Origin of the sequence: Treponema sp. HNW, assembly GCF_050320395.1 — a bacterium.
Taxonomy (GTDB): Bacteria; Spirochaetota; Spirochaetia; order Treponematales; family Treponemataceae; genus Treponema_C.
In genome coordinates this window covers 2,602,213-2,617,349 of record NZ_CP144459.1, presented here as the reverse complement: position 1 = coordinate 2,617,349, position 15,137 = coordinate 2,602,213, and the positions used below count along the sequence as shown (strand labels likewise).

General features: G+C 46.7%; 16 protein-coding genes. 7 read left to right on the top strand and 9 right to left on the bottom strand.

What is annotated here, in order from left to right; translation table 11 throughout:
• Nucleotides 1–3: 3 nt before the first annotated feature.
• The 3 genes from V1L52_RS12350 to pepF form a co-directional block, all read right to left on the bottom strand.
• Nucleotides 4–774, bottom strand: a complete 771-nt coding sequence (locus V1L52_RS12350; protein WP_428770092.1) for an exodeoxyribonuclease III — start codon at nt 772–774, stop codon at nt 4–6.
• A 2-nt stretch (nt 775–776) separates the two neighbouring features.
• Entirely contained in the window at nt 777–1,685 is a 909-nt protein-coding gene (locus V1L52_RS12345; RefSeq protein ID WP_428770091.1) for an adenosine deaminase, read from the bottom strand.
• Between the two features lie 88 nt (nt 1,686–1,773).
• Nucleotides 1,774–3,576 (bottom strand): oligoendopeptidase F, encoded by a 1,803-nt coding sequence (pepF, locus tag V1L52_RS12340; RefSeq protein ID WP_428770090.1) that lies wholly within the window; start codon nt 3,574–3,576, stop codon nt 1,774–1,776.
• Nucleotides 3,577–3,628: 52 nt separating this feature from the next.
• On the opposite strand from pepF, the gene V1L52_RS12335 reads away from it, so the two are divergent.
• Complete coding sequence (locus tag V1L52_RS12335) at nt 3,629–5,845, top strand: MFS transporter (RefSeq protein WP_428770089.1); 2,217 nt, start codon at nt 3,629–3,631, stop codon at nt 5,843–5,845.
• Between the two features lie 5 nt (nt 5,846–5,850).
• On the opposite strand, the gene V1L52_RS12330 is transcribed toward V1L52_RS12335, so the two are convergent.
• Both V1L52_RS12330 and V1L52_RS12325 read right to left on the bottom strand, forming a co-directional pair.
• Complete coding sequence (locus V1L52_RS12330) at nt 5,851–6,939, bottom strand: aminotransferase class IV (RefSeq protein ID WP_428770088.1); 1,089 nt, start codon at nt 6,937–6,939, stop codon at nt 5,851–5,853.
• 83 nt (nt 6,940–7,022) lie between these two features.
• The gene (locus V1L52_RS12325) at nt 7,023–7,556 is read right to left on the bottom strand and encodes a hypothetical protein (RefSeq protein WP_428770087.1); all 534 of its coding nucleotides are present in this window, start codon (nt 7,554–7,556) and stop codon (nt 7,023–7,025) included.
• A 168-nt stretch (nt 7,557–7,724) separates the two neighbouring features.
• Here V1L52_RS12325 and def point away from each other — a divergent pair, with 168 nt between their 5' ends.
• Genes def through V1L52_RS12310 form a run of 3 tightly spaced genes read left to right on the top strand, consistent with a single transcriptional unit; the run spans nt 7,725 to nt 10,384 of the window.
• On the top strand, nt 7,725–8,303 hold the full coding sequence (gene def / locus V1L52_RS12320) for a peptide deformylase (protein WP_428770086.1): 579 nt from the start codon (nt 7,725–7,727) through the stop codon (nt 8,301–8,303).
• A complete protein-coding gene (gene fmt / locus V1L52_RS12315; RefSeq protein WP_428770085.1) occupies nt 8,297–9,292 on the top strand; it encodes a methionyl-tRNA formyltransferase in 996 nt (331 codons plus the stop codon). The genes def and fmt overlap by 7 nt, the downstream gene beginning before the upstream one ends.
• A 54-nt stretch (nt 9,293–9,346) precedes the next feature.
• On the top strand, nt 9,347–10,384 hold the full coding sequence (locus tag V1L52_RS12310) for a PASTA domain-containing protein (RefSeq protein ID WP_428770084.1): 1,038 nt from the start codon (nt 9,347–9,349) through the stop codon (nt 10,382–10,384).
• 10 nt (nt 10,385–10,394) lie between these two features.
• Here V1L52_RS12310 and V1L52_RS12305 read toward each other — a convergent pair whose 3' ends face one another.
• From V1L52_RS12305 to V1L52_RS12295, 3 genes are all read right to left on the bottom strand, one after another.
• Complete coding sequence (locus V1L52_RS12305; RefSeq protein ID WP_428770083.1) at nt 10,395–10,709, bottom strand: winged helix-turn-helix domain-containing protein; 315 nt, start codon at nt 10,707–10,709, stop codon at nt 10,395–10,397.
• The gene (locus V1L52_RS12300) at nt 10,702–11,310 is read right to left on the bottom strand and encodes a hypothetical protein (protein WP_428770082.1); all 609 of its coding nucleotides are present in this window, start codon (nt 11,308–11,310) and stop codon (nt 10,702–10,704) included. The genes V1L52_RS12305 and V1L52_RS12300 overlap by 8 nt, the downstream gene beginning before the upstream one ends.
• 73 nt (nt 11,311–11,383) lie before the next feature.
• Nucleotides 11,384–11,890, bottom strand: a complete 507-nt coding sequence (locus tag V1L52_RS12295) for a hypothetical protein (RefSeq protein ID WP_428770081.1) — start codon at nt 11,888–11,890, stop codon at nt 11,384–11,386.
• Between the two features lie 168 nt (nt 11,891–12,058).
• On the opposite strand from V1L52_RS12295, the gene V1L52_RS12290 reads away from it, so the two are divergent.
• The 3 genes from V1L52_RS12290 to rd all read left to right on the top strand — a co-directional run bounded on the left by V1L52_RS12290 (nt 12,059) and on the right by rd (nt 13,955).
• Nucleotides 12,059–12,997, top strand: a complete 939-nt coding sequence (locus V1L52_RS12290; RefSeq protein ID WP_428770080.1) for an NYN domain-containing protein — start codon at nt 12,059–12,061, stop codon at nt 12,995–12,997.
• A gap of 18 nt (nt 12,998–13,015) precedes the next feature.
• The gene (locus tag V1L52_RS12285; RefSeq protein ID WP_428770079.1) at nt 13,016–13,675 is read left to right on the top strand and encodes an HAD family hydrolase; all 660 of its coding nucleotides are present in this window, start codon (nt 13,016–13,018) and stop codon (nt 13,673–13,675) included.
• A 118-nt stretch (nt 13,676–13,793) separates the two neighbouring features.
• On the top strand, nt 13,794–13,955 hold the full coding sequence (gene rd / locus V1L52_RS12280; protein WP_428770078.1) for a rubredoxin: 162 nt from the start codon (nt 13,794–13,796) through the stop codon (nt 13,953–13,955).
• Nucleotides 13,956–13,976: 21 nt separating this feature from the next.
• Here the strand turns inward: rd and V1L52_RS12275 are convergent, their stop codons facing one another.
• Complete coding sequence (locus V1L52_RS12275; protein WP_428770077.1) at nt 13,977–15,041, bottom strand: endonuclease/exonuclease/phosphatase family protein; 1,065 nt, start codon at nt 15,039–15,041, stop codon at nt 13,977–13,979.
• Nucleotides 15,042–15,137 lie beyond the last annotated feature (96 nt).

Below are 15,137 nucleotides of genomic sequence, written 5' to 3'. Positions count from 1 at the left end.
AGCTTATAATGATTGCTCCAATTCCATGATTACCGGACAGTGGTCGGAGCCTAAAACCGTATCGAGAATTTCGGCGGATTTTACCTTGGGCAAAAAAGCTTCGTTTACGCACTGATAATCGATACGCCAGCCGATGTTTTTTTCACGCGCTTTAAATCGGTACGACCACCAGGTATAGCGGCCCGCTTCGCTGCAAAAATGCCTGAAGGTATCGGCATAGCCGTTTGCGGTAAACATATCCATCCACGCCCTTTCTTCGGGAAGATAGCCGGGATTTTTTTCGTTGCTTTTGGGGTTTGCCAAATCAATCGGTTTATGGGCTATGTTATAATCGCCGCATAATACGATATTATAGCCGTCCGAGACGAGCTTATTGCACATTTCAAACATAGCCGCACAATAATCGAGCTTATAGGGCAGCCGCGCTCCCGCATCCTGACTGTTCGGAAAATACGCGCTTATAATAACGGTTTTGCCGAAAAAGGCGGCAAGAGTGCGTCCTTCATCATCGAATTCGGAAACTCCCATAAGACGGATCTCGTCGGGTTCTTTTTTTGTATAGATTGCCGTTCCCGAATAACCCGCCCGTACCGCCGACGACCAGTAGGCCTTATAGGACTGAGGGGCAAGCAGTTCTTCGGATAATTGTTCGGGTTTTGCCTTTGTTTCCTGAATGCATAAAACATCGGGATTTTCGGAATACAACCACGGTAAAAAGTCTTTTTTTTCAACGGCGCGGATGCCGTTTACATTCCATGAGATGATTTTAGACATGATTATTTTTCTACGCTCTTGTCGAGGATATTAAACACCTGTTCTTTGGTCAATACGCCCGCTTCAACCAAATCGACGCATTGTTCGCTTATGCTTTTATTAAAAAACAAAAGGTCGTCGGTTGCAATCGTTACGTTTACGCCGTTTTCACAGAGAATCTTTATCGGATGCTCTTCCAAAGAAGGAACCGCCGAAAGCATAACATTGCTTGCAGGACACACGTGCAGACGGATATTTTTGTCGCACAGGAATTTCATAACGCTTTTATCCGTTGCGGCTCCGATTCCGTGCTGAACTTCATCCAAATCGAAAATCTGTACAAAGCGCCTTACGGATTTTGCATCCGAAAATTCTCCGACATGGGCTTTTTTCTTTATGCCGAGCTTTCCGGCAAGTTCATATAAGTCCGTGAAATTTTCTATCCCTTCTTCAACTTCGGGGCCGTATAAGTCGATACTTTTAAAGACACCGCTGTGCATACATTCGGGGGCCCATTCTTTAATCAGTTTGGCGTCAAATGTTTTTCCCATTCCCAATTCGGGACGGAATTCGATTTCGTTTTTGAACTTATCATGCACACGCTTTATCATATCCAAAAAGCGCGAAACGCTGTCCCCGCAGTGATGAATAAAGCCGATATCGATGCTGCCTTCCAAAACGGTTACGCCGTCGGCAATCGCATCCTGTACGGAAAGGGTAATCAAATCCTGTACGTCTTTTTCGGTTATACAGCGCGGTCTCGTATATTGACCGATGACGGTGTGCATATCGTCAAGTCCCGAAAATTTGCGGGGAAAATTCGGTATGTAAAATCCGGCCCACGGAATATAAGAAGCATAACGCATCCCGAGGTTCAGGTGATTATGTGCGTCCATTTTAGGACGTTTTTTGAATTCACTTACGGAAGTCATGTAATAAGTCTCCATCACGGATATTTTTCACATTCTTATAATAATCTGCTTTAATTATCGGCAAAAAAAGCATTTTTCATTACCTGTTTTACGAAAAATTCTTTTCCGTTTCGCCGACCAGATCGGAAAATATCCTTATTGCGGTTTCTACGGGTTCGGTTTTTTCCATATCCACACCTGCAAGCCGCAGGGTTTCCACCGGATACAAACTTCCTCCCGACTTTAAGAATTTAAAATAATCTTCGCGCTCGGTATTTCCGCCCTTTGTTACGCGTTCGGCAAGACTTAAAGCCGCCGAAATACCCGTTGCGTATTTGTATACATAAAAGGCGCTGTAAAAATGCGGAATACGCAGGCATTCAAGATCGCTTTCGTTTTCGAATACCATTTCGGGACCGAAATAATCTTCAAGCAGGCTGCGGTATATTGCACGGCAATGAGCGGCGCTTAAGGGTTTTCCGCCTTCAACGGCTTCATGGGTTTTTAATTCAAATTCCGCGAACATGGTTTGACGGAAGAGGGTTGCCAAAATATCGGAAGCGCGGATACACAGGAGATAAAGGCGCTCGTCGGCTTTGTCCGTGTTTTTAAGCAAATATTCGAATAAAAGCTGCTCGTTAAAGGTTGAGGCGACTTCCGCTTCGAATATCGTATATGAATAATGCATAAAGGGATTGTTATGCGCCGCGTACCATGAGTGCATCGAATGTCCGCCTTCGTGTGCGAGGGTGAACAGGTCGCGGATAACGTCTTCTTTATAATTCATCAATATGTAGGGATAGCCCGTGTATGCACCCGACGAAAAGGCGCCGCTTCGTTTGCCCTTGTTTTCGTAGCGGTCGGTCCAGCCGCCCTTTAAGCCGCCGCACAAAATGTCGGTGTATTCGCTTCCGAGCGGAGAAAGGGCTTCGCGCAGTATATCGACGGCCTTATCGTAGCTTGTAACAAAGCGTACGTTTTTTGTAAGGGGCATGTAAACATCATAGTGGCGGAGTTCGGAAACTCCGAGGGCTTTTTTTAAAAGGGCGTAGTAGCGGTGCAAAACGGGGAGGTGTGCCCTGACCGTTGAAATCAAATTGCGATATACGCTTTCGTTTACCTTGTCGGGGAAAAGGGCACGCTCGAGAGAGCTTTTATAACCGCGCGCTCGTGCTTTGTAAATGTCCTGATTGACGCTTCCTGCATAGAGCGATGCTATCGTATGTTTGTGATTGTCGAAAGCGCTGTAAAACCGCATATATGCATTTTTGCGTACATCGCGGTTTTCGTGGATCATAAAGGCGGACCATGAGGTTTGACTTAAGGGAAGCTCCCCTTCGGGTGTTTGAACCGTACCGAAATCCATGTCCACATTGGTCAGCATCGAAAAGGCTGTCGAAGGGGTTTGCATACTTTCGCTTTGCAGGGCGAAGAGGCGTTCTTCTTTTTCGCTTAAAATATGATCTTTTAAACGCAGGATTTTTTTTAGCCAGATGCTATAGGGTTCATATTCGCGGGCATGCGGTCCCGTTTCCGTTTCTTCTTTTATACGGCTTTCGGGGATTGCCTGTATTTCGGGAATAAAAAAGCTTACAAGCGCTTCGGCCGCACTTGCGCTCATCATATAACGTCCTTCTTTATCGCGCGCGTCGTCGTCGCCTTCATCCTGAGAGGTTAAAAGAGAGGCATAGACACCGGTTGCTTCGGAAAGCTGCTGTAATTTTTCGTAAAGACGGAGTGCTTCAAGGAGGTTATCGGCAAAACGGCCTTTGAGGGCCGCCAATTTTTCGGCATAGACGGAAAGTTCTTTAAGAGCCTTTTCCCAGTCTTCGGCTGTTTTAAATAAGGAGCCGAGATCCCACATATCTTCGGATTTTACCTGAGAGCGAAGAGGAATTTGTTTATTATTCATAACATAATTATAACAGATTGCAGTTTTTATTTCTACGTGCTAGAGTATGCCTATGTCCGTCTTAACAAAATATCAAATCAATCTGGGCAGACGCTTATACGGTACTTTTTCCGGTTTGAATTCGGCCTCTTTCGCCTTGGTTACGGGAAACATACTGGTTGTATACGCTATGTACTTAAATGCCGGAAGTATTGCAATCGGTTTAATAAACGCATTCGGCTTTTTGTCGTTTTTTGCCATTCCGCTCGGAAAATTTTTTGCAAGCCGCCGACCGATTATGCGTGTGTATGCGGATTCATGGATGCTGCGCAATGCCTGTCTGCTTCTTATGCTGCCGATTCCTTTTTTGGTAAAGGCGGGCTTAAGAGAATGGGGCCTGTTTTGCATTTTGCTAAGTACCTTCGGCTTTAATTTTTTCAGAGGCATCGGTCTTGTAGCAAACAATCCCGTTTTAAGCGATTTAACGCCGGGAAAAGACCGAGGCAGTTTTTTAACTTTTTTGTCCCTGGTAAATAATGCCTCTGCCTTGTTTACCACTTTGGTACTTGCCGTCGCTTTGCATTTCGGTAATTCGTTAACGGTTTTAAGCGCCGCTATGGCTGTCGGTATCGTATTGGGATTTATAGCCTCTTTTTTGCTGTACAAAATGCCTTCGACCGCTTCTGCGCAGGCATCGGATTCGGGGAGCTTTTCAAAGCACTTTATAACCGCAATCCATGACAGAAACTTCAGGGTTTTTATAGCCGCCTTTTCCGTCGTAGGCTTGGGTACGGGTATGGCGCGCCCCTTTATCATAGTTTATTGCCGGGAAGTCTACATGCAGCCGGACAGCGCGGTTACCTTTATCACCTTTTTTATGACCCTGGGCGCCCTCTGTATGGGGCTTGTATCGCGGGTATTTATCGATAAAATCGGGGCAAAACCCATCTATCTTTTGTTTACGGCTTTGTCCGTACTCAGTCTGGTGCCCTTCCTTATTTCGCCGAATTTTAAGGGGGCGGTAGTTTCCTTTATCTTTTTAAGTGTTATCGCCTTTACATCCAATTTGGGGTTTTCGGGGCAGGAAAACGCCGGACAAACCTATTTTTTCGGCTTAATACCCAAAACGGCCGTTATGGATATGAGCATCGTGTATTTTTTGGTTATGGGCGCAACGGGAACGGCGGGGGCGCTCTTGGGCGGTATTTTACTCGATGCATTTAAAGAAATCGGTTTAAAGCCCGATGCGGTATACCGCCTGTTTTTCGGTTTGCAGATTATCATTATCGGTACGGCCTTTTTTATTCAATTGCGTTTGAAAAGTCTCGGCAGTTACAGTTTTAAAGAAGCCCTTCCCCTGTTTTTTTCTCCGCGCGATATACGCGGCTTGGGACTTTTATATAAGCTGGACCGAAGCAGTAAGGAAACCGAACAAACCGCTCTTTTACACGAACTGCGCTCATCGAATACCGCCGCCGCCGCTTATCAATTTGCCGAGCATTTGAGCTCTCCCAGTTATGCGGTGCGTATGGGCGCTTTGGCGGGCATGGAAAGCCTGCCTTATTTGAATAAAAGCGTTGAAGAAGTGCTTATGAGGGAAACCGAGACGGGCTTGTTTACAACGGCGGCAAAGTCGGCGCGTGTTTTAGGCTTATTCAAAGTCAAAAACGCCGCAGCCTTATTAAAAAAGCAGCTCGACAGCAGCGACTATCTTTTATGCGCCGAAGCCATGACCGCCCTTGCCCGCATAAATGAAACGGATGCCCAGATTTCCATTGCCCGAACACTGTCGGTTACGGATAATCCCCATATCTTATTAAAGGGTATACGGGCAATGGAGCTTTACGCCAATCCCTCATCGGTTTTTATGTTGTTGGATGTGCTTCGTACCCATCACGAAAAAATCGATGTGCGCCATGAGGTTATGCTTGCCCTTGCATCGGTTATGGGTATAGGCAAGCGTTTTTACCCTGCATATTGCCAATATGCCGAAAATCCGGAAGAAGCATCGGTTATTTTAACCGATGTATTTGACGAGATTTCTTCACATAAAAAATTTGCACAAAAGACTTTTCCGCCCCTTATCGGCGAGTTTTTGCATGATTCTTCAAAGGCCGACGATTTTTGTGCGAATATACAAACCTATACAAAACAGCACGGCGGTATTATGTGTGCAAGCCTTATAGGCTGCATTCCCGATTCGGATATAGTATCCTGCGCCTGTTTTCGCTTCTTTTTATGTTTTTGGGTACTTATGCTGCTCGCCGATCAAAGTCTGCTTAAACGGTAACGTTTTTAGACCGCCTTACGGTTCCACCCGTGAACGTCCTCAACCGCACCGTATTGCAGGCCCTTTAAATGCGCTTGCAGTTCGCTTGACACTTTACCGGGTTTGCCGCCGTTAAAGACGGTTTCTTTTTCTTTGTGTGTAATGCTTTCCACCGGTGTTATACCCGCGGCGGTTCCCGTTACAAAACATTCCGCGGTATATTCAAGGGCTTCATCGATTGAAATAAGGCGCTCTTCGACCTTTATACCTTTGTCGCGGGCCGTTTCTATGATACTTGCACGGGTTATGCCGGGAAGAACCGTATCCTGCAAATCGGGGGTTACAAGGGTTCCGTTTTTAAGCAAAAAGAAAATATTGCAGGAAGAGCCTTCCTGTATGTAGGACCGGTGTTCCGAGTCCAAAAAAACGGCTTCGGTAAAGCCGGCTTCTTCGGCTTCTTTTTTAGCCAAAGCCGATATAACGTAGTTTGAAGCGCATTTTATATAGCCGGTGCCGTTCGGGGTTGCGCGGATACGGTTTGTCGTTACCGCCCGGGTTCCCTTCATGGAAAAATAGGCCGATACGGTGGTTGCACAGATAATAACGGAGGGTTCTTTTGCACAGGCAACCCCGATTGCACCCTCCGAGTTCATAAAGGGACGCATATAGACGGCTTTGGCGTTTGCAAAAGAATCTTTTTCCCATTCGGCGTCGTAGGCGGGAACGTAGCCCAGTGCGGCGTTGCGCCGTATAAATTCAAGCGAAGCATTCACGTACATTTCTTTAGGGAAAACGGGGCATTTTAAGCCCTTAAGCGAATTTTCAAAGCGAGCGCCGTTTTTATCGGGGCGGAAAATCGCAATACCGCCGTTTTTTTGCGGAAAAGCTTTCATGCCTTCAAAACAGCCGTAGCCGTATTGGCTCGTATAGCTTACCGCGGGAAGGGAAAGGTCGTTACGCGCTTTAAGGATTTTTTCGCGTTCGCTTTGATTCATTTTTTGCAATTCATCGTAAGGAATCTCATCCTGCGTTATCCACTGTTCTTCCCAGCTTTTTGACGCGGCATTGTAGTGCGCCATGTAAATAACCGGATACATTTCAAGTGCAAAAGCCATAACTCCTCCTATAAAAAACTCGGGTTGAAGCGGCGGCGCTATGTTAGCTGCGCGCTTCAACGCTCCTCCTCATATGTATAATACTAACAGGTTGTCTCTTTCCGTGCAAGCAGTTGTTTTAAAAAGTCTGCGGTTTTATCGCGTTCTTCGCGGTTTTCAAAACCGACAAATATTTCGCCCGATTTTTCCGTTACCAGTTTAAGAACGCGGTTTTCCGTCTTTTCATCCGTTTCGGCGCTGTCTTCGAATTCGGCTCGGGACGTCTGCAGCGTAAAAGAAATAATGTCTTTTATACGGATTTTACGCGCATCGACAATTAAAAGAGAGTCATATAGGCCTGCCGTTCGGCGGTACAGCCGGTCGCGGACTGCAAGCTCAATTGCCAAAAGGGCGGTTGCATGCAAAATAAGGGTAATCGAAAGCGTAAAATTGCGGAAATACAAAACCGCAAGCATAACAAAGGCTAAGCCTGCCGCAAAAAAAGACAGAGCATGGGGGCGCCGCGTTAAGGGCAAAAGACAGGTGCCGGCCTGTTTTTTTAACAGTCTTAGCCGCAGGGGATAGGCAGCCGCCAAAAGAAGCGCAAAAATATAAGAAATTATACGGATAAGCATCATAGAGTTTTTAAGTATACAATTTTTACGTAGTTGTGTACAGTTTTAACCGCAAGGAGCGCAGAGGGTTTTAGGAAGGCGGGGGTATCCGGCTTTCTTTGCGCGCTTGACGGCTCTACGGTTTTCCCGCTCCCGATTGACCCGATTTTTATATTTGTATACTATATATGTATGAAAGTGTTTACTTTAGGTGAAGAGGTTCTCAGAGAAAAGGCTCTTCCCGTGGAACAAATAGACGATACTATCCGAAGTCTTATAGAGCGTATGTTCGTTACGATGAAAGAACATAACGGTATAGGTTTGGCAGGTCCTCAGGTGGGCGAAAAACTGCGGCTCTTTGTGGTGGAAATCGATGACGGCGTCCAGCGCGTTTTTATAAATCCTCAGATAATCGAAACGTCGGCACAAACCTCCTTTTATGAAGAAGGCTGTCTTTCGATTCCGAAGGTATACGAGGATATAGAGCGGCCCGAAAAAATCCGCGTACAGGCTTTAAACGAGCAGGGCCGGCCCTTTACCTTGGATGCGGACGGTCTGTTGGCGCGCGTTATTCAGCATGAGTACGACCACTTGGAAGGTGTTTTGTTTATAGACCGCGGAGATCCCGAATTTAAGCAAAAAACCGTTGAAAGCTTTAAAAAGCGCGCCGAGCGCAGGGCTCAAAAAGAAGCCGAAAAAAAAGCCCGCGAAGCGAAAATAGCGGCTAAAATCGCCGCAAAAAACGGAATAAAGGCGGGTGCAGGGTGTTAAAAATCGTGTATGCCGGAAGTCCGGACATATCTGCCGTTTTACTGAAGGGGCTTATAGACTTAAACCGTGTGCATATTGCGGCGGTATTGACTAATGCTCCGGCTCCTGCAGGACGAAGCAAAACGCCGCTGCCTACCCCGGTTGCAGCCCTTGCCTACGAAAAAGGGCTTGAGGTTTTGGAACCCGAAAAACTCGATGCTTCGGTACGTCAGCGCATTGCGGAATTAAAGCCCGACCTTTTGGTGTGTTTTGCATACGGAAAAATTTTCGGGCCCAAATTTCTTGCGCTGTTTCCGAAGGGCGGTATCAATTTGCACCCCTCGCTTTTGCCTAAATACCGCGGCTGTGCGCCCGTTCCCGCGGCCATTCTTGCAGGGGAAACAAAGACGGGCATAAGCGTTCAGCGCTTAGCCTTGGAAATGGACTGCGGCGATATTTTGGCGCAAAAAGAAATCCCCTTGACGGGAACGGAAACCGCCGCCGAGGTTTTGTCCAATGCCGCCGTTTTGGCGATTCCTCTCGTTGCGGAGGTTATCGGGCAAATTGAAGAGAACCGTGAAAAAGCCGTTGTGCAGGATTCATCGAAAGCCTGTTATTGTAAAAGCCTGGTTAAAACCGACGCCCTTATCGATTGGACGCGGAGTGCCGAACAAATCTGCGCTCAGGTGCGCGCACTGCAGCCATGGCCGGGAACCTACACCTGCGCAAACGGCTCAAAGCTCTATATCCATAGCGCATCCGTTTATACGGGGAATTTGGAAAGTGCGGGCGGAAAACAGAGAGTCGTTTTTTGCACAGATGATAAGCCGCGGATGCCCGGCAGGGTTATCGGTACGGACAAGGACTGCGGTATTTTAATACAAACGGGAGACGGCGTGCTTGCGGTTCAGGTATTGCAGCGCGAAACAAAAAAAGCGGTGCACTGGAAGGATTTTTTTAACGGCTGCCGTAATTTCGGCGGCACGCTGTGTACAAACGAGCCGGTTTAAAAGCCGGTTACTTTTTAGACAGTCTGCAGCGGCGACTGTAGTAAAGGAATGTATATGAAATTCAATTGGTATAAAAAAATAAGTTCATTCGGAATCGATCTTGAAAAAGCGGAACAAAGCTTAAGCGAAAATCGAAAACTTGTCGGATTTGTCGTTCTTATTATGCTTGTTTTTATGATGCTTGCGGGTTTTGCCGCCTTCTTTATAACCGTAAAAAGCCCCGAAAAAGTGATGGTGCCCGATGTTGTCGGTAAAGAATTGACCGGTGCTTTACAGGAAATGCAGGTAAAAGAATTATACCCGAAAATCCGCCTTCGCTATTCAAAAAGCCCCGAAGATAAGGGCACCGTTCTTGAGCAGTCGCCTGCGGGCGGAACAATCGTTAAGGCCGGACGGCGCATCAACTTAACGGTCAGTCAGGGCGTCATTCTCGACCGCGTTGAAGATTATACGGGTATGAAGATTGATGATTTACGCATTCAGCTTCAAACTCTTTTTGCCGCCTCTTCGGTACAAATGATTAAGGTACCCGACCTGCCGATTTACAGGCAGGATGAAGCGGAACCGGGAACGATCTTGGAACAAAACCCTCCGGCAAATACAAACTTAAGCAGTCCGATAACCCTCCAGCTCGTCGTTTCTTCAGGCCCCGGACGAAAAGAAGTTCCGATTCCGAACCTCAAAGGCTTGTCTTTGAACGATACCCTGCTGCAAATGAGCCGAAGCAGTCTTATTTTCGATTTTACGGCGCAGCTTCCGGAAGAAGGGCAGGAAGCCGGTACGGTTATATCTCAAAAATGGCCGGACGGCAAAACCTCCGCACCGACCTATTCGCGCATAGAAGCGGTCATTGCCTTGCCCGATAAAATCCATAATAACCTGATCTACGGCCTTATCGATGAAAGGCTGCCGCCTTATCCTCTGCCTTTGGAAGCCGAATTAAAGGCCGAACCCGTACAAGGCATTCCCTACCGCATTGCCGCATTCAAACATACCGGAAACCGTTTAACGATTCCTTATGCGGTGCCGCGCAAAACCCGTCTTATTTTGACTGTTGAAGGAAAAGAAATCAAGCGCTTTATCGCGGAATAATTGTTTCCCTTCACTCGAGCATGGAAGTCAGCCGGTCTATGTATTTTTTGACCGCCTTACGCCCCTCCTCCGTTGCCGCATATAGGGTAAGGGGCTTACGGTTTACAAAGAGCTTTTCGACGGTCAGATAGCCTGCGTTTTCGAGTTTTTTACAGTGAGCGGTTAAATTACCGTCGGTAGCCCCCACCTTTTCCCTGAGCAGGGTAAATTCGATTTTTTCGCAGCCAAGTAAAACCGACATAATTGCAAGGCGAAGCCGCGACGACAACTGTTCGTCAAGAAGGCGATGATCGAAAGAAGAGTGCCGATTGTCGGCTTCACTCATCGGCATATACCGCCTTTTTTCTTTTGACAATAATCAGAGCGCTTAGTGCCGGCAATCCGAGTAGTACAAAGGTTGCCGCCCCGATAATAAGGGGTGCCGTGTATTTCGGTGCAAAGAGGCAAAGCGTTCCGCATCCGGCCCAGCACAAGGCTTCAAAACATAAAAACAGACGCAGTTTTTTTTGTACCATGGCGGCGGTTACCCCATGACCGACCGCAAGACAAAGCCCCGTACTAAAAAATCCTGCATTAAAATCGAGTTTCCCCCAAAAACCGAGTACCATATTTAAAATAATGGCCGCACCGATACTCCCCCATAGAGCCGCAAAAATCCTGTCGGTTGCTTTTTTTATCTTCAGTTTTTGTTTCCGCTTCATAAAAAAAGCTAAAAAGATTTGACAGGCTGCCATTATAAAAAGCCAAAGTACCGGAATAAACAGGCTTCGTTCCGCCCGTGCCAAAGCATAAGATATAAAAGTGCCTGCGGGAATCGTAAGGCCGTACAATAAAAAGGGTACAATCATATCTTCAAGCCCTTCACGTACCTCTTCGGTTAATGCGCTTATCAATATTAATCTTTCTTTTATTTCTTCATTAGTCATATTTTTTCCTATCGGCAACCGTGGAGCCGTCAAAGCCGAAAGCCGGCTTTTAAACAGCTCCAAGGACGCTTGTTTATTTTGAACGCGGCAGCATCGGTATGGTGTAGCGCATGCCCGCCTTTGCCGTAAATCCGAGTCCTCCGCCTCCCATTTCGGTAAAAACACTGAAATCCGCAGACCGCTTTCCCGTAAAAAATTCAAAGCCGAAAAAGCCTTGTCCGCTTATGAGTACGGCGGGCTTATCTTTTTGAGCGGGAAACACAAAGACGGGGCCGCCTCCGCCGTAAAGACGTATATTTGCCGTTTGCATGAGCGTCCCTCCCGTCAACGAAACGTCAAGTACGTAATAGAACTTTTTTCGCTGCGGATTCGGAAAAAAGCAGCCGGCATTTATCTTCAATGCGGCCGAATTATAAAACAGCCAAGGAGACGTAACGGCAGCCGACATACCGAAATCGTTTTGACGTCCGACAAGGGCGTAATCGAAGGCGATACCCGTAACAGCGCTTTGCTTGGGTTCCGCATAAACGGAAACAAAGATAACACAACACAAAAAAACACAAAGCATGATTTTTTTCATTTTCTTCTCCTTAAATATTTAAGATAAGAAAATCATATCACGGCCACTTTATTTTGTAAAGTGCTTTATAAAATAAAAATACAAGGCGGTGCTTTATCTTTATTGCATTTCCCTATATACTGATATAATTGATATAACTGGTACTATCGCCTGCATTCGGGAGGATATATGAATACGGCTATTTTATGGGACATAGAAAACGTTACGCCGCCGCGCGGAACAAACTATATTCAGCTCATTGTCGATACGATTTCGGAAGAGGGGAAAATCTCTTATGCAATGGCATTCGGCGATTGGAACCGCAACAATATAAAAAATATCGCCTCGGAGCTGGCGGCAAACAGCTTTGAATTGATTCACGTTCCCGCATCGCGCAAGGACAGCTCCGATATGTCGATGGTAACGCACGGGGTGGAGTTGATTTTTCAATATCCGCATATTGAAAAATTCGTGCTGATTACAGGGGATGCGGACTTCCGTCCCCTTTTGCTCAGTTTGCGTAAATACGGCAAACGCACCCAGATTATCTGCGACGTTACAAAAAACGCATCCGAAGATTTGTTAAAGATGGCGGACGATTTTAAAGATTACCGCGATATTATCGACGACGCGGACTCGGCGGACAACAGCGGCGACGACGAAAACGGCAGCAATCGTGCGGAAAAGCTTACCAAGGAGCGCGCCTTTGAACTGCTCGAAGATGCGGTCGACAGTATGGAAAAAGAAGGCAAAACGCCGCATTTGGGTGCGGTAAAAATCCGCATGAAACTGCTCAATTCGGGCTTTGACGAAAAAAAACTCGGCTACCGTACATGGAAGGCTTTTATAAACGACGCGCTTAAATTTAAAGGCTTGCGTTATGCCGATGAAGACGGCAATATTTTGGAAATTACCGAGCATGCGCAAAAGGGATTGCCCGAAGTGTTCAATTTGCTTTTGGGCATTTTGGACGGCGATAAGCCCATGCTCTTTAATGAAGCGGCAAAAAAAATCAATTACCGCGACTACGGCTACGGGCGTTTTAAACAGCTTGCACTGGATGCGGAAAAACGCGGCATCGTAAAACTCGGCAACCGCGGACTTTCATGGTTTTTAAGCAGAACATAAATCAACAAGGTGAACAATATGAAAAAATTCAACATTACCGATTTCGACGGTGCCGTATTCGATATGGACGGTACTCTGGTGGACTCGATGCGGATATGGCAATCGATGGGAAGTTCCTATATCCGCAGCAAGGGGTTGACTCCCGAACCGAATTTGGACAGAACTTTATATCCGCTTACCATCATCGATGCGGCCGATTATTTAAACACCCGTTATAATTTAGGCATGAAGCGCGAAGACGTTATTGCAGGCTGCAATGCCGTTGTTGAAGAAAAATACCGCACAACCGTCGGCTTAAAACCGGCTGTACCGGAATTCTTAAAAATGATGGAAAAACACGGTATAAAGGCTTCGATTGCAACGGCAACAGACCGCCACTTGGTCGAAATCGTACTTGAGCGTTTGAAGATTGACCGCTTTTTTACCGGTATTGTAACCTCTACCGAAGCCGGAAGCGCAAAGGCCGACTCACCTGTTATCTTCCATAAGGCGCGCGAGCTTTTAGGTACATCGATAGAAAAAACCGTTGTCTTTGAGGACGCTTTTTTCGCCGTGCGTACCGCCAAACAAGCCGGTTATCCGGTTGCCGCCCTTCATGATGAAACGGCACAGTGTCCGCCTGAAAAAATGAAAGAATACTGCGATTGGTATGCCGAAAGTTTTCGGGAGTATATGTAAGGGGACTGCAATTTTTTTGTCGAAACTATCGACAGAAAAACGTTTATCGGGTATTATATGCGAAGACAGAATTGACGGGATTTTATAAATCCCATAAACCGATTGGAAGGAGAACATTATGGCAAAATATGTATGTACCGTATGCGGTTACGAATACGATCCGGCAGTAGGCGATCCCGACAGCGGAATTGCTCCCGGTACGGCATTTGAAGATATCCCCGATGATTGGGTTTGCCCCCTTTGCGGAGTAGGCAAAGACAGTTTTACAAAAGTTGAATAAAAAGCCGGCTTTGCCGTTTCTTCACTGAATGGAAAATTCAAAAAGAAGCGGTAAGTGATCCGAATAGCCGGAGCCTGTGTGCGGATTATACCGCTTGGGGATTCCCTTGTCGTCCGTATACGCTCCGGTACTCATCGCATAAAAGCGGACCGCGTTTACAAAACCGTTGTAAAAAAAGTGGTCTATTTTTTCCCATTTTCCTTTAAAATAATATGAGCCTCGTGATAAATCCGTATGCACCTTCTTTTGTAATCGGCTGTCCGGTTCTCTTGTATCGGAAAACTCAATCCATGCGGAAAAAAGTTCAACCGCTTTTTCGCCTGCCGAAAAACACAGGCTCTGCCCTTCCGTCCGCCGATTGAATTCTTCCAACGCACGATTAAAATCGCCGCAGGCGATAACCGGCATTTTTTCCGTTTCCCTGTTTAAAAAATCGATGCGTTCGGCAAGTACCTTTTCCTGCACGGAGCGCCACATATCGCTTGCTTGTTCTCCGCCGCTTTTCGACTTCCAATGACAGGCAAAGAGGGTGAAGGTTTTTTTTCCCGACTGAAGACCCAGCTCGAGGAGGGGACGGAGGGGCGGCTGTAAAACGGGCAGAATATCGGAGCCGTTTTTTATGCCGTTACCGCGGACAGCTCGAATATCCGTTCGGTGTATTTTTACATTTTCCATCGGCAGGCGCGATAAAACGCCTATTCCCAAGGCGCTGCCCGTTTCGCCTGCAAAGCAGACATAGAGGGGTTTTTGCGGCAAAAAGGCCGTTCCCGCACAGCGGTTTGCTATATCCTGCAAAACGGCTTCGTTTTCCGTTTCCTGAAACACATAGATATCCGCAGGATTTTCTTTTATAAAGGCGGCCAATTTGTCCAACCGCGCCTCGTATTTTTCGCGGTTCCACGGGCTTTTTGCCCCCTTAAAGTCCGCATATTCGGTTCCGGCCGTTTGCGCGTCGAAAAAGGTTTGCAGGTTCCAGCTTATAATGCGTACGGTTTTTCCGCCGCCGTTTCCGTTGCAGGTACAAAGCAGGATAAGACAGGCGGCGAACAGCGGCAGCAAGCGGAATAAAAAGCCTTTGTTTTTCATACACAGCTCCTATGATATATATAGGGGCGGATGCGGAAAAAAAGAGACTTTTTTGGGGAAAATTTGAAAAAAATCGCGGTAAAAAGCCTCCGGCAG